27 protein-coding genes and 1 pseudogene are annotated in these 18,776 nt (G+C 63.4%); 12 read left to right on the top strand and 16 right to left on the bottom strand.

Going from position 1 to position 18,776, the window contains the following annotated elements; genetic code table 11:
- Positions 1-58 precede the first annotated feature (58 nt).
- Entirely contained in the window at positions 59-772 is a 714-nt protein-coding gene (locus AB0H61_RS21340; RefSeq protein ID WP_357307085.1) for a hypothetical protein, read from the bottom strand.
- A gap of 285 nt (positions 773-1,057) precedes the next feature.
- Positions 1,058-1,369, bottom strand: a complete 312-nt coding sequence (locus AB0H61_RS21335) for a WXG100 family type VII secretion target (protein ID WP_357307295.1) — start codon at positions 1,367-1,369, stop codon at positions 1,058-1,060.
- A gap of 578 nt (positions 1,370-1,947) precedes the next feature.
- Between AB0H61_RS21335 and AB0H61_RS21330 the strand changes: the two genes are divergently transcribed.
- From AB0H61_RS21330 to AB0H61_RS21315, 4 genes are read left to right on the top strand one after another with little or no spacing between them, the layout of a single operon-like run.
- Complete coding sequence (locus AB0H61_RS21330; RefSeq protein ID WP_357307083.1) at positions 1,948-2,280, top strand: WXG100 family type VII secretion target; 333 nt, start codon at positions 1,948-1,950, stop codon at positions 2,278-2,280.
- Complete coding sequence (locus AB0H61_RS21325; RefSeq protein WP_357307081.1) at positions 2,280-2,567, top strand: WXG100 family type VII secretion target; 288 nt, start codon at positions 2,280-2,282, stop codon at positions 2,565-2,567. Before AB0H61_RS21330 ends, AB0H61_RS21325 begins: the two co-directional genes overlap by 1 nt.
- A 4-nt stretch (positions 2,568-2,571) precedes the next feature.
- The gene (locus tag AB0H61_RS21320; RefSeq protein WP_357307079.1) at positions 2,572-3,876 is read left to right on the top strand and encodes a putative toxin; all 1,305 of its coding nucleotides are present in this window, start codon (positions 2,572-2,574) and stop codon (positions 3,874-3,876) included.
- On the top strand, positions 3,873-4,496 hold the full coding sequence (locus tag AB0H61_RS21315; protein ID WP_357307078.1) for a HEAT repeat domain-containing protein: 624 nt from the start codon (positions 3,873-3,875) through the stop codon (positions 4,494-4,496). Before AB0H61_RS21320 ends, AB0H61_RS21315 begins: the two co-directional genes overlap by 4 nt.
- 13 nt (positions 4,497-4,509) lie before the next feature.
- On the opposite strand, the gene AB0H61_RS21310 is transcribed toward AB0H61_RS21315, so the two are convergent.
- The 4 genes from AB0H61_RS21310 to AB0H61_RS21295 form a co-directional block, all read right to left on the bottom strand.
- Positions 4,510-4,992, bottom strand: a complete 483-nt coding sequence (locus AB0H61_RS21310; protein ID WP_357307076.1) for a hypothetical protein — start codon at positions 4,990-4,992, stop codon at positions 4,510-4,512.
- A gap of 107 nt (positions 4,993-5,099) precedes the next feature.
- Positions 5,100-5,957, bottom strand: a complete 858-nt coding sequence (locus AB0H61_RS21305; protein ID WP_357307074.1) for an SDR family NAD(P)-dependent oxidoreductase — start codon at positions 5,955-5,957, stop codon at positions 5,100-5,102.
- Positions 5,958-5,974: 17 nt separating this feature from the next.
- Entirely contained in the window at positions 5,975-6,184 is a 210-nt protein-coding gene (locus AB0H61_RS21300; RefSeq protein ID WP_357307072.1) for a hypothetical protein, read from the bottom strand.
- A 60-nt stretch (positions 6,185-6,244) separates the two neighbouring features.
- Positions 6,245-6,778, bottom strand: coding sequence for a YbhB/YbcL family Raf kinase inhibitor-like protein (locus tag AB0H61_RS21295; RefSeq protein ID WP_357307070.1), 534 nt, complete (start codon positions 6,776-6,778; stop codon positions 6,245-6,247).
- A gap of 89 nt (positions 6,779-6,867) precedes the next feature.
- Between AB0H61_RS21295 and AB0H61_RS21290 the strand changes: the two genes are divergently transcribed.
- Positions 6,868-7,551 (top strand): GntR family transcriptional regulator, encoded by a 684-nt coding sequence (locus AB0H61_RS21290; RefSeq protein WP_357307068.1) that lies wholly within the window; start codon positions 6,868-6,870, stop codon positions 7,549-7,551.
- 79 nt (positions 7,552-7,630) lie between these two features.
- Here AB0H61_RS21290 and AB0H61_RS21285 read toward each other — a convergent pair whose 3' ends face one another.
- Positions 7,631-8,002 (bottom strand): DUF664 domain-containing protein, encoded by a 372-nt coding sequence (locus tag AB0H61_RS21285; RefSeq protein ID WP_357307066.1) that lies wholly within the window; start codon positions 8,000-8,002, stop codon positions 7,631-7,633.
- A gap of 425 nt (positions 8,003-8,427) precedes the next feature.
- Here AB0H61_RS21285 and AB0H61_RS21280 point away from each other — a divergent pair, with 425 nt between their 5' ends.
- Positions 8,428-8,955, top strand: coding sequence for a hypothetical protein (locus AB0H61_RS21280; protein ID WP_357307064.1), 528 nt, complete (start codon positions 8,428-8,430; stop codon positions 8,953-8,955).
- A 2-nt stretch (positions 8,956-8,957) separates the two neighbouring features.
- On the opposite strand, the gene AB0H61_RS21275 is transcribed toward AB0H61_RS21280, so the two are convergent.
- Both AB0H61_RS21275 and AB0H61_RS21270 read right to left on the bottom strand, forming a co-directional pair.
- Positions 8,958-9,941, bottom strand: a complete 984-nt coding sequence (locus AB0H61_RS21275; protein ID WP_357307062.1) for a magnesium transporter CorA family protein — start codon at positions 9,939-9,941, stop codon at positions 8,958-8,960.
- 232 nt (positions 9,942-10,173) lie between these two features.
- On the bottom strand, positions 10,174-10,335 hold the full coding sequence (locus AB0H61_RS21270; protein ID WP_357307060.1) for a hypothetical protein: 162 nt from the start codon (positions 10,333-10,335) through the stop codon (positions 10,174-10,176).
- 275 nt (positions 10,336-10,610) lie between these two features.
- Between AB0H61_RS21270 and AB0H61_RS21265 the strand changes: the two genes are divergently transcribed.
- From AB0H61_RS21265 to AB0H61_RS21250, 4 genes are read left to right on the top strand one after another with little or no spacing between them, the layout of a single operon-like run.
- Positions 10,611-10,940 carry a PadR family transcriptional regulator gene (locus AB0H61_RS21265; RefSeq protein ID WP_357307058.1) on the top strand — a complete coding sequence of 110 codons (330 nt, stop codon included), beginning with the start codon at positions 10,611-10,613 and terminating at the stop codon, positions 10,938-10,940.
- 17 nt (positions 10,941-10,957) lie between these two features.
- Positions 10,958-11,299, top strand: a complete 342-nt coding sequence (locus AB0H61_RS21260) for a DUF1048 domain-containing protein (RefSeq protein WP_357307056.1) — start codon at positions 10,958-10,960, stop codon at positions 11,297-11,299.
- A 9-nt stretch (positions 11,300-11,308) separates the two neighbouring features.
- A complete protein-coding gene (locus AB0H61_RS21255; protein ID WP_357307054.1) occupies positions 11,309-12,130 on the top strand; it encodes an ATP-binding cassette domain-containing protein in 822 nt (273 codons plus the stop codon).
- Entirely contained in the window at positions 12,127-12,888 is a 762-nt protein-coding gene (locus AB0H61_RS21250) for an ABC transporter permease (protein WP_357307052.1), read from the top strand. Before AB0H61_RS21255 ends, AB0H61_RS21250 begins: the two co-directional genes overlap by 4 nt.
- A 336-nt stretch (positions 12,889-13,224) precedes the next feature.
- On the opposite strand, the gene AB0H61_RS21245 is transcribed toward AB0H61_RS21250, so the two are convergent.
- The 5 genes and pseudogenes from AB0H61_RS21245 to AB0H61_RS21225 form a co-directional block, all read right to left on the bottom strand.
- Positions 13,225-13,638 (bottom strand): arsenate reductase ArsC, encoded by a 414-nt coding sequence (locus AB0H61_RS21245; RefSeq protein ID WP_357307050.1) that lies wholly within the window; start codon positions 13,636-13,638, stop codon positions 13,225-13,227.
- Positions 13,639-13,654: 16 nt separating this feature from the next.
- Positions 13,655-13,890 (bottom strand): annotated as a pseudogene (locus AB0H61_RS21240) (arsenate reductase ArsC); the annotation flags it as partial.
- A gap of 5 nt (positions 13,891-13,895) precedes the next feature.
- Complete coding sequence (locus tag AB0H61_RS21235) at positions 13,896-14,639, bottom strand: MIP/aquaporin family protein (RefSeq protein ID WP_357307048.1); 744 nt, start codon at positions 14,637-14,639, stop codon at positions 13,896-13,898.
- A complete protein-coding gene (locus tag AB0H61_RS21230) occupies positions 14,636-15,013 on the bottom strand; it encodes a metalloregulator ArsR/SmtB family transcription factor (protein WP_357307046.1) in 378 nt (125 codons plus the stop codon). The genes AB0H61_RS21235 and AB0H61_RS21230 overlap by 4 nt, the downstream gene beginning before the upstream one ends.
- Before the next feature lie 70 nt (positions 15,014-15,083).
- Positions 15,084-15,614, bottom strand: a complete 531-nt coding sequence (locus AB0H61_RS21225) for an ArsI/CadI family heavy metal resistance metalloenzyme (protein ID WP_357307044.1) — start codon at positions 15,612-15,614, stop codon at positions 15,084-15,086.
- A gap of 100 nt (positions 15,615-15,714) precedes the next feature.
- On the opposite strand from AB0H61_RS21225, the gene AB0H61_RS21220 reads away from it, so the two are divergent.
- Complete coding sequence (locus AB0H61_RS21220; protein ID WP_357307042.1) at positions 15,715-16,074, top strand: Rv2640c family ArsR-like transcriptional regulator; 360 nt, start codon at positions 15,715-15,717, stop codon at positions 16,072-16,074.
- An 84-nt stretch (positions 16,075-16,158) separates the two neighbouring features.
- Positions 16,159-16,362, top strand: a complete 204-nt coding sequence (locus tag AB0H61_RS21215; protein WP_357307041.1) for a hypothetical protein — start codon at positions 16,159-16,161, stop codon at positions 16,360-16,362.
- A 218-nt stretch (positions 16,363-16,580) separates the two neighbouring features.
- Here the strand turns inward: AB0H61_RS21215 and AB0H61_RS21210 are convergent, their stop codons facing one another.
- A complete protein-coding gene (locus tag AB0H61_RS21210) occupies positions 16,581-17,627 on the bottom strand; it encodes a hypothetical protein (protein WP_357307039.1) in 1,047 nt (348 codons plus the stop codon).
- Positions 17,628-17,632: 5 nt separating this feature from the next.
- Entirely contained in the window at positions 17,633-18,763 is a 1,131-nt protein-coding gene (locus AB0H61_RS21205) for a hypothetical protein (protein ID WP_357307037.1), read from the bottom strand.
- Between the last annotated feature and the right edge of the window lie 13 nt (positions 18,764-18,776).

The following is an 18,776-nucleotide window of genomic DNA, read 5'->3' as shown; positions in this document are numbered from 1 at the left end:
GCAGGGCGCTCTCGTGTCACACATGACCGCTATTGGGTCGGTGTCTGGTCGGGCCGCCTCAGGGGTTTCGGGCTGAAAGTGGGGCGCAGCGACTGCGTTGCGGGTTGGTTTTCTCCATCTCCAACCTTTTGAGTCGTTCTGATGCAAACGACGCTACGTCGTCGTCATTCGAGTTCGCCGCATCAGCAAGCAGGCCAGTGTTTGAGCCCGCGTGGCGCACCAAGGCAATCGCGGCGAATCGTCGGGTCAAGGGGTCGGGATCGTCGAGCCGGTGGCGCGCGACCTCGGCCATTCGCTCGGGTGCCTCGTCGAGAAGCCAAGAGGTCAAAGGAGCAAGCGCGGAATCGAGGTACTCGAGGGCGCTGCGCAGCACGTCGTCCCTCGTGTTCGCAAGCAGGTGCATCGCGTCACTGCGGACTACTACGTGGGGGTCGTTGACGAGGCTCGCGGCCTGCGCGACGGCTCGTCCATTGCTGGCTGTCGCAGCGGCCCAGATCACCTGGATCGCATCATGGCGGATCCAGGGCACCGGGCTGGCGAGCAGCCTTTGGATGTCATCGACCAGCGGAGCCGCACGATTCGACATTTCCGACGCGAGGAATGCCCCGGACTTGACGGCCATGATGTTGTCGCTTCGAAGCAGCGGACCTATCCGCTCGATGGGATAGCCGGCGGATAGACATGAGAGGAGTTCCATTGTGGCGGAGGTCCTCTCATCTTCTGAGTCCCGTTCGGCCTCGATCCGGGCGACCAGAGCGTCTCCTCGTTTCATACGGTCTCCGATGCTCCCGGTCATGACCCACTCAGCTTCTTCTGAATCTGGCGCAACAGCTGCTCTTCTTGGCGGAGGCGTTCCCGGTGCGGCCCGTCCTCACCTAATCGCTGCTGTTCGTCTTGTCGCGTCTGGATGCTCTTCTCCAAGTCCTGCGCTAAATCTTCGAGTTGCTCTTCGGTCCAGCTGTCTGGCATGTACCCCGGAATTTCGCCATGCACCTTTCCGGTTGAGTCGAGCTGAGGTATCGCAACGCTCGCCGATGGTCGACGGTGAATTCTGAGCTCATGGCAGATCCAAACTCGAACTCGCAGTGCCCAATACGGCGGCGTGGGACTCGTCGCTGGCCTGGTAGGTGTTGGTGGTGACGCCCAGCTTTTCCGCCATCCCGGTCAGGGCAGTAATGATCTGAGTGCCTCCGTCGCGGACCTCGGTCCAGCCCTCGGAGAATTCCGCGGCTGCATCCCCGGTCCAGCTGCCACCGGTCAGGGAAGCGACTTCCTTCGCCGCGGTATCCAGCGCCATGCGCAGCGCCCCGGCCAGCTCGTAGACGTACTTGCCCACCTCACGCGCCGACTCGGGCACTACAGAGAGAATTTGGCTGCGATTGGTTGGTCCTGCGGGGCTGGGTGGTGCTGACTGTGCCGTACCAACTCAACGAGGGCGGCATTCCCGACGCTGTGGTCGGCAGAGTCCTTGCGGCCTATCGCGAATTCGCGGAGCAGACCGGAACCTCGCTGACCTGGATACGGTCGGTACCAACAGCTCTAGCGAGCCTCGGCCCGGCAGCGATCGACGTCCACGTCCGGGTGGGGAGGTTCGGTGGTGGCCCCGCTGATCGCAGGGCGAACCTTATCCGCCCGGTCCGGGACCAGCTCGACGTCGCGCCCGCGGACTCTCAGCCGCCTCCACGAGCTCGCCAACTCGGACGGTTGGCACGATATCCCGTAGGTCACCGCCACCGTCGTGGCGCAGGCGCCCAGCGGGTAGCTGATTGACGTTGTGGCTGCTAAAACCACTGTAATCGATTGATGCACATCACATTCTATTGTGCTCCACGGCTATCTGCTTGAGCAGCAGCATGTTTCGTAGATAGGATGAAATCCTCGTGTGTCCTTGCTCCCTTCCGGGCAGGGCCGTACAAGTCAGGCCCGAACGGGGAGGGAGTGCGGATAGTGGGGGACTCCGGGGCGGGCGAAGTCGCTCTATCTGTTGTACCAGCCGAATTGGTCACTGCGGCAAGGGCGATCAAGAATCTACTCAACAACTTGTCGGGCGGGTTTCGATCGCTGGATCAGGACGTCGGCAACCTGACCGACAACTGGGTGGGCTATCAGGGCACTGTGTTCGCGACCGGGTGGAGTGAGGTGCGGGAAGGCCTGTCGGACCTGCTCAATGCGCTGGAAGAGATCACGACGGCGCTCGACGCCAGTGCCGAGCAGTACCTCGGTCGAGATCACGCGAATGCCGAGGCTGTCGAATCGGCCCGCTCCTCGTTGGATCTGTGATGCGGCACAGCGTAGATCTCGATCAGCTCGACGCAGTGGTGGGCCGCCTCAAGGGCTTCGAGGGCTTCCTCGACGAGCAGATCAATGCCCTGGATCAGGCGGTCACCAACCTCCAGACCAACTGGGACGGAGACGCGGCATCCGCGCAGGCCGCAGCGCACGCGAAACTCATGGAAGCCGCCAAGGAGATCCACGAGGGTATGAGCGACATGCGTGAAGCCGCCGCCGCCGCACACGGTCGATACACCGCCGCCATCGCCGCGAATGTCGCCATGTGGCGGAGCTGATCGTATGGCTGAACTCGATGTCGACCCCGAACTATTCTACGAGGCCGCCGGTGCGTACAGCCTGGCCAGCCGGACCGCGGTGGCAGCACTCGATGCTCTCGACAAGGCGCTGCGAACGGCCACTCAGATGTCAGGCGATGACGACGGCGGGGCGGAATGGGGGAAGAAATACGGGTGGGTAGGTGCCGAAGCGACCGTCTCCGCCAGCGTGGGCACACAGGTGCTGTATCGCATGGCCGCACTGATCCGGCAAAGCGGGGTCAATCACGACCAGTCCGAAATGGCGGAAGAGTACAACAAACCCAACGGTGCACTACCGGATGCTGATCCTGGAGGGCAAACGCTTTTTGCTCGACCATTGAAAAATCCGGGTGGCGGATCCCGGCCCGTACCTTTCGGGTGGGTTCTCGTCATGGGTGCCGAGAAGTGGATCAACGGCGACACTACCAAGCTTCAGGCGGCTGCCGATGAGTGGACGAAGTTGGCCAGCGCTTACGGGGCGCTCGACAACGGGATCAAACCCAAGATGACGCAGTTGTTGAACTTCGCGAAGACCGAGGAAACCCCCGACATCGACGAAACGAATAAATCCGTGCTCGATGCATTGGAGCTGCTCTCGGACTCGATGCGAAACGTGGGCAGCGCGACGAGCGGATACGCCGACGTCCTGGCGGCTGCCCAAGACGGCATCGAGAGGCATCTCACCCTACTGGCCGGAGCTGGTGTGCTGGATGTCCTTGGCGCAGTTGTGAGCGGAGGAACGCTGACCAAGGCCGCTCGCGAGCTGGCCGAGGCGGAGGCAGACGTCACCCGGAATCGGATTCAAGAAATACTCAAGGGTCTCACGACCTCGCGGAACCTTACCATCTCAGTGCTCGATGGCGCGCATGGCACATTGACGACTGCGGTAGGTACCAAGTTCAACCCAGTTCTGCAGAAGCAGCTACAGCGACCGCCCGAGCCGACCAAATCGGAACAAGCACGGGAGAACAAGGCGCGCGGCGCGCGAGCCGAAGCACGCGCGGGTATCGATCCGACAAAAACCAAGAAGTCGATAAAATCCGAAACGGGAACCGCTTCTAGGCGAATACCTGACGACCTCGATGATGCCAACAAGCGTATAGTCGAGGTCAAGAACGTTGACTATCAGGCGTACACCGACCAGATCAAGGACTTCCAGAAGTACGCCGAGAAAAACGGATACACCTTCGAGCTGGTTGTCGACCAAAGGACCAAACTAGACCCAGAACTGCAGAAACAGGTTGATCAAGGGAAAATAAAATTGAAACCATTGGACTTGAACAGTTGACCGGGGAAGCTCAGACTCCGAGTGCGGAATTGCTGCGGCAGTACAGTCTGGCCGGAGGGTACGCCAGCGATGTTGCAGATATCGCAAATCAGCGCGGCCAGACGAAAGAAGCTATCGCAGTCCTGGCCCACTGGCTCACGAATCTCGAGTCGCTGTGGCCAGGGGACGAAACGCCGGATCGGCACCTGACCCGGCTTTCGTTGATTCGAGCCCTCGGTAACCGCAAGGCGCGCGGCACCGCTGCGGTTCCAGCTCTGATCTCACAATTCGACACCGGAAGAGAAGCCAACAGTCTCATCCTGTGGACTGCTGGAAATTCCCTGTACGACATTCCGGCCGACGACAGTTATTTCGGTGATATGGCAAAAATTGCTGGAAACCGTGAACTGGGTGGTGACAGGCAGATGGTTGTCAACTGGTTTGGAAAGTCGCAGAAGCCAGAAGCGGCGACGGTTGTTTTGAGTCAACTCGACGATGAAAGCGTACTGGGCCACGCTCTCGACGCCTTGTCGAAACTGCGCGCCCAAGGAGTCCGGGACCAGGTCGAACCCTTCCTGAGATCGAAGAACAAATGGCATCGACGATCCGCTGAAAGAATATTGCGCTACCTCAACGACTGATCCGAGCCAACATTCACATCCATATTTTCCGAGCCTCGGAATACGCTCGCAACGAGCTGGTTACGACGTCTTCGCCCTCGATTCGATAGGGTTCGAGCACGCCGAGGGCGGTTCCCTCCGCGTGCTCGAGATGGACCTCGATTGCATCACCTGTTGTTTCCGGCAGACGTACGTCGGTCGCGACGGCGGCAGCACGTAGATCTCGCCGCCGATCCGAGATGGCGCGGTACACGAATCGCTGTGCCTCCTGTGCCGAGCCGACTCCGGCCGCGATGATCTCGGTCCGGCCGTGCTTGTCGACCACGACGCCGAAAGGGTAGAACTCGCCACTCTCGGCTACCCGTGACTCGGCCATGTCGAGTGCGGCTTCGAGCAACCCGTCGAGATCCGCCTGAGCTGCCGCAGAGGCACTTTCGCGCCATGAAACCACCTCGGCCACCTCGTTCCCGGAACCGGATTCCTGCCCGTGGAACGGAACGCTACCATCGCCCGTCATGAACGCGGATCGCATCCTTGGCGCGTATCACGTCTGGGCGGACGGCCTTGATGCGCACCATGTGGCGATAGGGGCATTGACTCTGGTAGGCGACGCGACGCGCGACCTCATGGCGCACCACCTCGTCCCACCGCCGAAACGACTGCGGTGTCACTGATTTCGAGCAGGCGACGGCGCGCCTTCGGATTGTTGGCCTGCGCGTGCGGACGGCTTTGGCTGGTGCCGTTGAAATACCGGCCTGTCGTCTGCGCCAGGCTCGGGTCGCAGATCAACCGGAGAGTGGCATCCGCGCCCTCGGCGACCGTGCTGATCGGCGTGACTCCGGATTTCAGCACCATGGTCGTCGCCATGAGGGTGGCCGGGTGCAGGGCGTTCACGGTGACGCCGGTCCCGTCGAGTTCCTCGGCGTATTCGATGGTCGCCATGATCATCGCCAGCTTGGCGCGGCAGTAGGCGGTGTGCGCGTTGTAGTCGTGCTCGAGGTTCGGATCGTCGAAGTCGATCTTCTGCTGTCCGGCGGAGGCGACGTTCACCACCCGCGCCGGAGCCGATGCCCTCAGTAGCGGAAGCAACCGCCTCGTCAGCCGGTACGGGGCCAGATGGTTGACCGCCCACAGTAATTCGTTGCCGTCGGCGCTGAGTTCGCGTCTGCCGTTCGGCGGGCCTCCGGTGCCGGCATTGTTCACCAGCACGTCCAATCGTGAAGTGCGGGCGATGATCTCGTCGGCCAGCCGGTCCACTTCGGCGAGCCGCGACAGGTCGGCCAGGATGATCTCCGGCACGGGCCCGCTCGCGGCCGTCACCTCGGCCGCGAGCGCCGCGGCCCGATCGGCGTTGCGGCCGTGCAGAATCAGCCGGGCACCCGCGGCGCCGAGCCGCACCGCGAGTTCTCGACCGAGCCCGTCCGTCGCGCCCGTGATCAGCACGGTGCGATCGATCATGTGATCGATATCGTTGTCGCTCATAACCTTTCCTTGCAAGCTCATTTTCCGTCCTCGGTCCTGATGCTGACCGCAGTGGCGGTCAGGTCGAGCGCGACGTGTGTGCCGAGAGGCGTGTGCACGACGCGCGGCTCGCCGGTGGCCGGCATCGGTATGCCATTCACGATGACCTCGACCCAGCGGACGATGGCGTCGCCGTCGCGCCGCGAGCGACGAATGATCTCGATCTCGCAGGGGATCGACTCAGCCACTGGAAGCCGCACATGACGACGAATCCGCGCTGGTGACGGAACCGGCGCCTCGAACGGAATTCACTGCATCGTCTCCGCCGTCGCGACGAGCATCGCCCGGCCCAGGATGTGGCTGGCGATAGTGAACCCGAGTAGAGCGGGCGTGGAGTCGGAGGCGATGCCGATGTCGTCCACATCCAGAGCGTGCACGGTGACGAAATAGCGGTGTCTACCGTGCCCGGCCGGCGGTGCCGCACCGATGTATCGAGGTAGGCGCGCGTCGTTCGGCAATTGGAAGGAGCCGACCGGCAAACCGGTGCCCGCGTCGTCTCCGGCGCCCTCGGGAAGGCTGGTGGTCGTGGCCGGGATGTTGGCGACAGCCCAGTGCCAGAAGCCAGAGCCGGTGGGGGCGTCGGGGTCGTACACGGTAACGGCGTAGCTCTTGGTGCCTGCTGGGGCGCCACTCCAACTCAGTTGCGGGGAAACGTCTTTGCCGCCCGGGGCGCCGGAGGACCACTGTGCGGGTTGCCAGGCGGCGCCGTCGCTCACCGTGGTGCTGGTGACCGTGAAGGAGGCTGCCTCGGGGAGGCGGGCGTAGGGATTGTTTGCGCTCATCGTGTCGCGCCTTTCGAGTCGGGCCGGACGTGCAAGATCGACGATATCAGAAATAATCGATGATTTTGCAAATCGTCTATGATCGGATCATGACTCGGACGGTCCACACCCCGACCTCGCCGGCGAAGCAGATGCTTTCCGAGCAGGTCTACGCACACTTGCGGAACGCGATCATGCGCGGCATGTACGCGCCCGGTGACGCGCTCAAGCCGCAGGATCTATCCAGGCAACACGGTGTGAGCCTGGCTGTGGTGCGTGAGGCGCTGGTGCGGCTGGTCGGTGAGGGTCTGGCCGAACGACTGACCAATCGCGGCTTCGCGGTCCCAGCCTTTTCCGATCACCGCTGGCAGCAGATCGGTGAGGCCCGCCGGGCCATCGAACCGGTCGTGCTGCGCATGTCGATCGAACGTGGTGACGTCAACTGGGAGGGCGACGTCCGAGCTGCCCACCACCGCTTGGCGCGCACGCCGGTATTCACCCCTGAGGATGGCGAGTACTACAGCGAGGCGTGGGCCGAGGCCCACCGGGTGTTCCATCGCACGCTGTTGGAAGGGTGTGGCAACCCGGTGTTGTTGGAAACCGTCGACCGGATGTGGGTCGCGAGCGAGCTGGCCCGCCGCTGGTCGGCACACCGTAACCCTGAGCGCGATGGCATTGACGAGCATCGCCGATTGGAGGAGGCCGCGCTGGCCCGTGACCCCGACGCCGCCGCCGACATACTGACTCGACACCTCACCCTGACAACGGCCGCGCTGGGAGAGCAAGAAGGCTGACACGTCCGACAATCCGGCCGGGTCGCGGTGATCATGTGGTCCCGTCCTGGATGAAATCAGCGGCCGGTCGTGCCGTCGATCAGTCGCGGATGATGTCCGCGTGGCCCGCGTGGCGCCCGGTCGCCTCGATCCTGTGCGTGCGGGCACGGCGGAGGCTGGGCGCGGGACGTCCCGGCCGCGGAACCGGTGCGCCGAGATCGGTACAGCCCTCTGGTATTTCGTCGGCCCGCTCGACCGCCGCGCGATAGCGGACGACGAGGTCGGTGCAGTCTGGAATGTTCTCTGCCAGTTGGTGACCCGGTCCCGAGGAACATCGAGCGCTCGACGAAGGTGAGATGCCGAGGCCGAGCAGGTTCGTACCCGACGACTCCGCGGCCGTTCGCACCTGCGTTTCGGAGCCGCCCTCGACCTTCGCGGCGGGAGTGTCGTTGCGGCGCTTGGTGGTTGGCACGGTGGTCTCCTTCGTGGGCAGGGTCAGGCGGTGCGGCGGAAACTGCAAGGAATTCATCAAGGAATTCATCGGTCGACCCGAGTCGCGGTAAAGGCCTCGTATGGAGCGGGACGAAGGGCTTCAACCCGTTCATAGCATGCTGAGATGGTCTGTTATCAGGGACTTTTCGGCCGCGAACGGGTATGTGCGCACAAATGTCGGCGATGCTCACCGGCTTCGGTCACGGACTCCGCGTGGCGGCTGAAATGACTCGGCCGACACCTTGGCAGTTGCGCGAATCTCCGCGTATCGCGCACGTCACCCGGGTCAGGGCCACACCCCGGGCGCAAGTGGTGCAGTGGGCGCTACACAGTGGATGGACAGCGTCATTACGGGGGAACGCGGGTTATGCGGTGGCCGCTGCCGCGAACCTAGTCACACTGGTCATGTTGTTCCGGCCTTGGATCACCGTCACCGGACCCGATGGGACCGCCCGGGCCAATGCTTTCGGCCGGATCGAGGCCACAACCAGCTATCTGATGGCGTGGTCGGGATCGGGTCCGAGCACCGCTGATATCAGCGGCACCTGGGCCATCCTCACCACGGCCACCATCATCGTGATGGTGACCGTGGTGGTGACCAATCTCCGACTCCATAAGACCGCGCTGTATCGGATAGCGGTCGTTTCCGGAATTGCGGTGGCGATTTTCGTGCTGCTGGCCATGCGTCACCTCGATAGCCGAGCATCGGCGTTGTTGGACATGACCTCTCGCGGTTGGGACGGGGGCGGCCAAATCGGTTCCTGGATACAGTGGGCCTTTTCGGGCGGCGACCTGATGTTGCCCGGTGTTCGTCCCTCCGGATATTCCACCACCAGTTTCACCGGTGCCGCCTTGATCGCCTGTGGTGCATCGATGATCGCGGCGGTCGCGGCCATCACCCAGTGGATCCTCCAGCGCTCGACGCGGAAGTAGGGTCAGAACCAGCCTTTGCGTTTCGCCCAGATGAGCAGGTACGTCGATATCGCGAGCATCACGAGCAGGGCCAGGGCGAGCCAGCTCCATTGGGTTCGTTCGTTCACGATCAGGTTCATGCCGATGATGGACGACAGGGCCGTGATCGGGAGCGTGACGGCGGCGATGACGGCGAGGCGCTCGGCGGCAATGGTCATCTTGGTGTTCGTGCGTGCCTGATAGAACTCGATCGTGCCCTGCAGGTAGTCCTTTTGGCCGTCGGCCATCACCGTCAGGTGTTCGAACTGATCGACTGCGTCGAGCAGCAGCTGCTGGCCGGTGTCGGTGCCGAACGCCTCGATGGTGACCATCCGGCCGTAGAGTGCGTGGCTCAGCGAGGCCATGGTACGAACAGTCAGCAGGCCGTGCCGGGCCCGAAACATCTCGTCGAGGAAGGTTTCCGGATCGCCGAGATGTCCGGCGGTGACTTGCTGCTCGAGCTTCCAGACGTCCTTGGTCAGCTCGGCGGTGTAGGCCCGCATTCGCGCGGTGAGCGCGGCGAGCAGGGCGTGGGACAGTTCGAATGCGTGGCAGGGCTGGAGCCTGCCGGATTCCAGGCGGCCCAATACGGCGTTCACCTCGACCATCGCGGTCGATTGATCGATCGCCGGATTCAGCGGTCCGTGCACCGTTACCAGGTAACGGTCGCCGATGAACTGGTCGAGTTCGACGTAGTGCACGTGTCCGTGCGCCCCCGACTGCGGCGCGTGCAGCACCAGGAACATGTGGTTCGCGTACCGGTGCACCTTGGGCACCTGGTTGCGGTTCATCGAGTCCCGGATGGCGAGGGGATGAAATCCGAAGACGTCGGTCAATACGTGGGCGGCCTGATCGTCCCAGGTCGGGACGTCCACCCAGACCAGTCCGTCAGGCCGGTCCAGCAACTCCTTCAGGTCAGTCGCCGGATACGCACGCACACCGCCGTCGGAGATGAAGCGGACGTCCATGTCGGCCTCCTCACGCGATCGACCGTCTCTTCCGTGATAGCACCAGAGCCGTGCCGACGGGGTGACTCGTCGAACCTGGGCGAGCGTTGAAGGCTGAAGACACAAGTCGCGTTCTGCACCGTCGACGGCGCCGAAAGCTCGTTCCGACCTGCTCCGATATATCGCGGACGATCCCGTCGACGGGCGGTTCGCGTTTGGTCACACCGGTGTGAACGGCCGTGCTGTACGGGCGTTACCTTTGCCGTCCGGTTCGGGCGGCCAGCAGGATCGCGGCGGTGATCAGCACGATGATGATCAGCATGATCGCGGTGCCGATGGTGACCGCGGTGGTGCTGTAGGTGGGCAGATCCACTGACTGGGCCGCCCAAACTTCGGGTCGGCTGATGGCGTTCATGACCAGCCCCTCGGTAGCAGGTGTTCGGGCATGTGGTCCGGCCATATGCCTTCCTGCCATTTCAGCGTAGATCGCTGGTCACGCCTGATCGCAGTCAAGATTTCGTGAAGAAACAGCTTATGCCGGTTGGTTTCGCCGCACCCGATCCGTGGTTCCACCTTCCGGTGGCAAGAGCCGACACCTCCCGCCGTCACGGGTAGATTGCGTCGCCACTATTCAGTGTTACTATGTACTGGTAGTCAGCAACACTGAGTAGTGTGAGGAGGTGGTGGTCCGTGGGCAAGCAGATAACGGAGATGCTCAAGGGGACGCTGGAAGGCATCGTCCTCGCGATCCTGTCCGTGCGGTCCGCGTACGGCTACGAGATCACGGCGTGGCTACGGGAGCAGGGCTTTTCCGACATCGCCGAGGGCACTGTCTATGCCCTGCTCGTCAGGATCGAGAAAAGGGGCCTGGTCGACGTGGAGAAGATCCCGTCGGAGAAGGGGCCGCCGCGCAAGGTGTACTCCCTCAATGCGCAGGGACAGGAGTATCTCGATGAGTTCTGGAGGACCTGGAGCTTCCTCTCCGAACGGCTCGAACAGCTCCACGAAGGAGGCAAATAACCATGTTCATCGAAAAGGTGATCGGCGATCTCGGCGACAAGCGTCGGTGGTGGCAGTACAAGGCACGCGCGAAACAGCTTCCCGAGCCCTATCGCACGGCAGTCGATGCTTTCGAGCGGTACCTGATGTATTTCGGCTCGGGGGGCGGCGTTGCGCTGTTCGAAGACCTTATCGATCTGTTCGAGCAGAGCGCCGCGGACCGAACCCCGATCCGCGAGGTCGTGGGGGAGGACCCGGTGGAGTTCATCGAAACGTTCGCGCGGAACTACCAGGACGAGTCGTGGATCAACCGCGAACGGCAACGGCTGATCGGCGCCATCGAGCGCGCGGCCGGTGAAGCCACCGGAAACCGAGGGTAGGGCCGTTCGATGACGACACAACATGCTCCGGCGATCCAGGTACGGGGGCTGGAGAAGTCCTACGGGAAGCTGCGTGTGCTGCGCGGCGTGGATTTCCACGTGGACCGGGGCAGCATCTTCGCCCTGCTCGGCTCCAACGGGGCGGGCAAGACCACGGTCGTGAGAATCCTGTCCACACTGTTGAAAGCCGACGCGGGAACAGCGGGCGTCAACGGTTTCGATGTCGCCACGGAGCCGGCGAAGGTGCGGGAATCCTTCAGCCTCACCGGACAGTTCTCCGCTGTCGACGAAATCCTCAGCGGGCGTGAGAATCTCGTGTTGATCGCCCGCTTGCGCCACGTCGAGAACCCAGGCGCGGTCGCGGATGACCTGCTCGAGCGCTTCTCGCTGACCGACGCGGCCGCGCGGAAGGTGTCGACCTATTCGGGTGGCATGCGCCGTCGCCTCGACATCGCGATGAGCCTGATCGGAAATCCGCCGGTCATCTTCCTCGACGAGCCGACGACCGGGCTCGACCCCCAGGCGCGCATCGAGGTGTGGAAAGCGGTCGAGGAACTCGCCGACCACGGCACCACGGTGCTGCTCACGACACAGTATCTGGACGAGGCCGAACAGCTCGCCGACCGGATCGCGATCCTGCACGAGGGCCGGATCATCGTGAACGGCACGCTCGCCGAACTCAAGCAACTCCTCCCGCCGGCCAAGGTCGAATACGTCGAGAACCAGCCGAGCCTCGAGGACGTCTTCTTCGCCATCGTCGGTGACGAAGGCAAGGACCGCGACACCGGCAATCCCGCAGCGCCGGCACCGGCGAGTAAGGAACAACGATGAACACGCATTTCTTCGGCGACACCGCCTACCTGCTGGGACGATCCCTACGCCATGTCACGCGCAGCGTGGACACCATCATCACGACCGCGATCACGCCGATCGCCATGATGCTGTTGTTCGTCTACGTGTTCGGCGGCGCGATCGACTCGGGGTCGGATTCGTATGTGGAATATCTGCTGCCCGGCATTCTTCTCATCACCATCGCTTCGGGCATCTCCTACACCGCATACCGGCTCTTCCAAGATATGCAGAACGGCATCTTCGAGCGATTCCAATCCATGCCGATCGCGCGGTCGTCGGTGCTGTGGGCGCACGTGCTGACCTCGCTGGTCGCCAACCTGATCTCGCTCGTGGTCGTCGTGGTCGTCGCCCTGCTCATGGGCTTCCGCTCCGGCGCGGGAGTGTCGGCTTGGCTGGCGGTCGCCGCCATCCTGATCCTGTTCACCCTGGCGCTGACATGGATCGCCGTCATCCCCGGTCTCACCGCGACCACCATGGAAGGCGCGAGCGCGTTCGCCTACCCGCTCATCTTCCTGCCGTTCATCAGCTCGGCATTCGTGCCGACCGACACGATGCCCGGCCCGGTGCGTGCATTCGCCGAACACCAGCCGGTGACGTCCATCGTCAATACGATTCGCGATCTATTCACGCAACAGCCGGTCGGTACCGACGTCTGGATCGCCCTCGCCTGGTGCGTCGGCATCCTCGTCGTCGCGTACTTCTTCGCCATGACCACGTACCGCCGCAGGATCTCCTAGGCGGCATTCGCAGGCTGTTACCCAAGCGGATCCGGATTCGCGGCCGAATCCGCTTGGCGCGCAGAGCTGCGCCGCGCAGCAGCCGACGCGGGGCACGCTCGGCGAGCAATGCTGCGGTAACCACCGATCGCGAGATCAGGAACGCGGGCGCGGCGGTGTGTCTAATTCCGACGAGGTGCCATGTCAGGCCGCACGAGAACCCGGACGCGGAAGTGGGCGCGCATGGATCGCTTGCACGGCAACGACCGGCCGGTAGTGTCCGGCTTGATGTACGAGCATCCGATGTGTTCGGATCGCATCGGTTCGATGCACAACGGCGGTGCGGGAGTTACGACTTCATGATCGTGCCGTGATGCCGAGTTCGTCGAGCAGCCCGCGCACGCGCTGTTCGATTTCGTCGCGAATGGGGCGGACCGCGTCGATGCCCTGTCCGGCGGGGTCGTCGAGTTTCCAGTCCAGGTACTGCTTGCCGGGGAAGTAGGGGCAGGTGTCGCCGCAGCCCATCGTGATCACCACGTCGGAGGCTTGGACAGCGTCGGTGGTGAGCACCTTCGGAGATTCGGTGGAGATGTCGATGCCGATTTCGTGCATGGCCTCCACGGCTACCGGGTTGACCTGGTCGGCGGGTGCGGAACCCGCGGAGCGGACTTCGACGCGGTCACCGGCGAGGTGGGTGAGGAAGGCGGCGGCCATTTGGGAGCGTCCAGCGTTGTGGACGCAAACGAACAGCACGCTGGGGATGAACGTCATTGGTGGAGTTCACCTTTCAGTGGGCGGGGATGCTGAGTTCGGTGAGTAGCGTGTGGACGCGGGTTTCGATCTGCTCGCGGATCTCGCGCACGGTCTCGAGGGTTTGGGCCGTCGAGGTCGGGCAGGTCCCAGCGGCGGCCGGGGGTAGATGGGGCACGCATCACCGCAGATCTGCTCGCCGGGTTCGGAGCCGCCGGACCAGGTCATCGCCGCGTCTGCGGCGAGATGGGTGAAGTGGCCGGGCGCCATCCGATCGATCACGGTGTGATCCGGGGATCGGTGAGCGGACGTTCGGGGTGGGGAGTGACGACGTTCTCGGCAGGGGCCGGGTCGGGGTAGATGAGCCCGATCAAGCCGAGTCCGATCGCGGCGCCGACGATTTGGGCGGCGATGAACGCGGGCACTGTGGCAGGCGCGATACCGGCGAAGGTGTCGGAGAAGATACGGCCGATCGAGACGGCGGGATTGGCGAAGGAAGTCGAGCTGGTGAACCAGTATGCCGCGCCGATGTAAGCGGCGACCGCCGCGGCCGACAGCGCTGCGCGACCGGTGCGGGCGAGAGCGAAGATGACCGCGATCAGCCCCGCCGTGGCAACGACCTCACCGACCAGGTGCCCGGTCGTGGCTCGGTGATGAGTGGAGATCTGGATCGCGGACTGGTCGAACATGATGTTGGCCAGCACTGCCCCGGCTACACCACCGAGAACCTGCGCACCGATGTACGCGCCGAGTTCGATAGGGGTCAGTCCGGTTCCGCGACGGCGTCCGGTCAGCCAATCAGCCACTGAGACCACGGGATTGAAGTGCGCACCGGAGATCGGGCCGAACACCAGGATCAGGACGCCGAGCCCGAACACGGTCGCGATCGAATTCTCCAGCAACTGCACCCCGACATCACCCGGTGACAACTGCTGTGCGGCGATGCCGGACCCGACGACGATGCACACAAGCAGACCGGTGCCGACGAATTCGGCGAGCAGCCGCCGCGCCAGTACGGTCATCGGGCGAACTCCGCGGGAGCGGCGATCTTGAGCAGTGTCGAGAGTTGTTGCAAGGCAGCGGGTTCGACGCGGTAGTACACCCACGAGCCGCGCCGCTCACTCGACAGCAGCCCGGCTTCGCGCAGCACCTTCAGATGGTGGGAGATGGTGGGTTGAGAGACGTCGAACCCGGCGGAGATATCGCAGACGCAGGCTTCCTGCCCGGTGTGGCTGGCTACCAGACTCAGCAGTCGCAGCCGAACCGGGTCCGACAACGCCTTGAACACCGCCGCGAGCTCGGTGGCGGCGTGCGGGGTCAAGGGTTGCCGGGCCAGGGGCGTGACCTCACAACCGGGCGAGGTCACGTCGGTCAGCGGGAGCTCTCGATTCGACACGCATCGATATTGATGGTTATCGAATCCGAAGGCAAGCGAACAACGAGTGAACGAACGCGGGAGCGCGGGTTCACCCGCAGCAGGATGCGCCGGACGCAATGGCGTCGGCCTTGGCGGCACTACCGCAGCACGCGCCCTCGGCGGCAGCTTCCTCCGCGGTGCCGCAGCACGCCGAGACCGCTTCTTCGTCGCTTACTGTTTCGCCGGTCGCCAGTTGCGGTGCGACGCCGAAGGTTTCACTGTCGGCCAGCACGGTGTAGATCTCCCAGCGCTCGGTGTCCGGTGCGGTCACCCACACCTTGTCCTGCGTGGCGAAACAACATGTGGTCGCGATCTGCTCCTCGGTGAACATGCCCGCCTCCGACAGGCGAGCGATCTCGGTGTGCACCTGATCGCTGGATTCCACCTCGACACCGAGGTGATTGAGGCTGCCGCCATGGCCGGGATTCTCGATCAGCACCAACTTCAGCGGCGGCTCCGCGATGGCGAAATTGGCGTACCCCGGCTTGCGCTTGGCGGGCTCGGCCCGGAACAGGGTCGAATAGAACGTCACCGCCTGGTCGAGGTCGTCGACATTGAGGGCGAGCTGGACACGGGACATGGTCGTACCTCCACTTGTGAGACATATATCGAAAATCTGACACGTTCGAGTCTGCGCCACCTTTTCGACATATGTCAAGAAGGTGGGTAGAGTTGATCGCATGCCCAAGGCACTGCCCGTGATCGACATGTCCGCCCCGGTCTGCTGCGCCCCCGTCGCCGCCGCCCCGGTGGACGATGCCGCGGCGCTGGAAATCGCATTGCGACTCAAGGCGATCGCCGACCCGGTCCGCGTCAAGCTGCTGTCGCTACTGCTCACCAGCCCGCGTGCCGAGGAGAACACCGGTGATCTCGCTGGGCTGGTCGGTCTGGCCGAGTCCACCGTGAGCCATCATCTCGGTCAGCTGAAGAAGGCCGGTCTGATCGAGTCCGAACGCCGGGGTATGAACACCTATCATCGCGCTCTCCGTGATGCGCTGTCGGCGCTGTGCCTGGTTCTCGATCCCAATTGCTGTCAGTAGAACTGCTCGAACTCGCTGCCGCTTGTGTGGGTCACTCCGGTATCGGCGGGTTTCGGCCGTGTGCGGAATCGGTTGTCTCGCTGTGTGTGGGAGCGGATCACCAACGCGAACCTTTGCGCCATCGAAGTGGACGGCTTCAGCACCCATGAAGCAAATCCGGAGCAGCTCGCCCGCGATGCGTTGAAGAACGAGATCTGCCGTCGCTACGACTTCCCGCTGTCGCGCCTGCCGACCACCGGAAGCTGCGAAACCGCCCAGGTCCGCAGATTCCTCGACCGGCTGCCCTGAACGCGAACGCGGCCGCACATCGACCAACGAGAGGTCGGCGTCGCGTCGAACCACTTCTTGTTGAAGTCGTAAATCACTCGCCGCACAAAGGATTCCGGTACTTGCATCAGATAGTCGATTGACCCCGGCATAACGTCTCGTCGCGGGACACGGACGATATCGTCGGGGGATGCGGTCGGAGGTAATCGTGGCGCCCTCGTAGCTCGAGATCGGCGCGTCTACTGCAAGAATGTGCGTACCGCGAGCGAGGCGGTTTCTGTTGCGATGGCACAGGTTTTGGCGGTCGCCGCCACGGTACTGGAGGTGTACCGAGGATCGCCTACGGGGTCGTATTGGATTCCGTCACTGGGATCGGGAACGAATACTTCTACCCGACAGGTGCGTCCGGGCTGTGACTCGATGGCTTTGCGCCCCTCCACGGTGGTCTGCCTGCCGCCGTATGGGTTGTCGTAGGTGGACAGGGTGGTCCAATCCAGTTTGATGGTGCGGGCATCCGCGGCGCTGCCCACTTGGAAGCTGCATTCGCGAACCTGTGTTCCGGAGGAGAGGGTGATTTGGTGCTCCTCGGACAGCGTCCCCAGTGCTTCGCACGGGTCCTTCAAAGACACCGCGTGCCGGGCTTTCTTGGTCGAATCCATTCGTTGTGGCCGTCGATGCAGCAATCCCAGTGACGCTTCGACTATACGGTGCGCTTCCGCGCATGGGGCATCGTTGGTGCGGCGGAAGACCTGGATGAACAGCGAACTGCGGTCATCGAAGGGGATCAGGTTGCGGCAGCTGTTGTTACCTTTGGCCTCGCCGGGCCCGTACTCGATCGCTTCCGCGATCTGCTGGCCGGCGACGGTGATGGGTTTCGCCTTCTTGGCGTATCCGTTGTCCTTCGGGTAGATGGTGGTGCGGACCTCGAGTTGCTTGTTGGAATCGCGGTCGACCTCGATCCACGCTTCGCAGTCCCCTGGTGATTGCGAGGCGTCGAACTTTCGCAGGACACCGAGTTTCTGCATGGCAGTTTCGTCGAGGAAGCCGCACGGATCCAGCGAGCGGATCATGGCGAAATAGGCCAGTGTTGCGCGGTCGTCGTCGCTCAGTTCGGCTGCGTATTCGGGGGGATCGCCGGTGGTCGGATCGTTGGAGGGGACCGGTTTTCCGGTAACCGACATGCACGCCGAGATGGTGAGGACCGCTGCCAGCAGGAGCAGCGTGGTGAGCCTGCCGGTCCGGGATGTGCGGGGGTGCGAAGTCGGGATGTTGTTCGATCTCGGCATAGCCGTCACTTCTTCCAGTTCTCGGCGGCACCGATGAAGTTGGTGACAAACCCGCGTTCGGCGTCGTCGAAGTCTTTGCCGCGCTTACGGTCATAGGCGGGCGCCTTGAAGCGCACGGTGATCAGGCCGCATTTCTCCCCGAGCACCTCTACCGCGAGCCCATCGAATTGGCTTTCCTGTACGAAGGTGACGGTTCCAGCAGCCAACGGCGGGTTGAATTCGGTTTCGGGACTTACCTTGCGACTCGTGCGGATGGAGCCCTGGATCACCGTGTCCGACACCGCCCAGGACTCCGCTTGCAGGATGCCGTCGGGCCCGGCGAAATCGCAAGTGAGTTTGTCGTCGGTGGCGCTGCCGAAGGATGTTGTCGGTGCTCCGGTGATATCGATGATGCGGGCGAGTTTGTGGCATTGCGGCGGGATATCTCGGTTCGGCAGCGTGAATTGGACCGGGAGCCGCCCGGCCACCGTGGTGGCCAGATCTTTGAGCTGATCTTCGGTGATGGATTGTCCCTGGCTCAGGCGCCGCCAGCGCACGACGAACTGAACCGAGCCGTGCTGCACCGCGATCACGGCCTCGACCTCGGTGGTTGTCAGGTACGCCTTGTCGGAACCGACAGTGGTGTCGCCGCCGGAGGACTTGTATGCGGACTTGGCGAGATCCGCGAGGTCCGGCGCTGCCTTGCCGAGCGGGAACCCGAGCGTCACGCCGGTGTCGAGGACCGTGCCGTACCTGCACTCGGCGAAACCAGCCGGATGGTGAGCGTCCGCGCCGATGCCCTTGCGCAGCGCCACCGGCTTATCTGCCTGGATGTATTTGGCGGCGACCTCGAGCGGCAGCACCGAACAGGGATCGACAGCGCCTTCAGGCAGTGCGGTACCCGAGACCGACGAACATCCAGCTGCGGCGATCGCGAAAACCATTGCCGCAGCGAAAAGTCCGGACGTGCGCATGCTATCCCCCGATAGAACTGACCGGCGAAGCCGGAACGGTACCGACCGGAAGGCTATCAGGATGAGCGGAACTGAGCAGCGGTAGTGGTCTTCCCGCGCGGCAGCAACCGCGATCTTCTGGAATCGGGTGACACCTCTAGGTACTCCTCGCTCGCCCCAGGCAGCTTGATTCAGGGCGAACACAGACTTCTCGTTG

The organism is Nocardia sp. NPDC050710 (genome assembly GCF_040654375.1).
Classification (GTDB): domain Bacteria; phylum Actinomycetota; class Actinomycetes; order Mycobacteriales; family Mycobacteriaceae; genus Nocardia.
The sequence above is the reverse complement of the archived record's forward strand: the minus strand, read 5'-3'. Positions and strand labels throughout refer to the sequence as shown.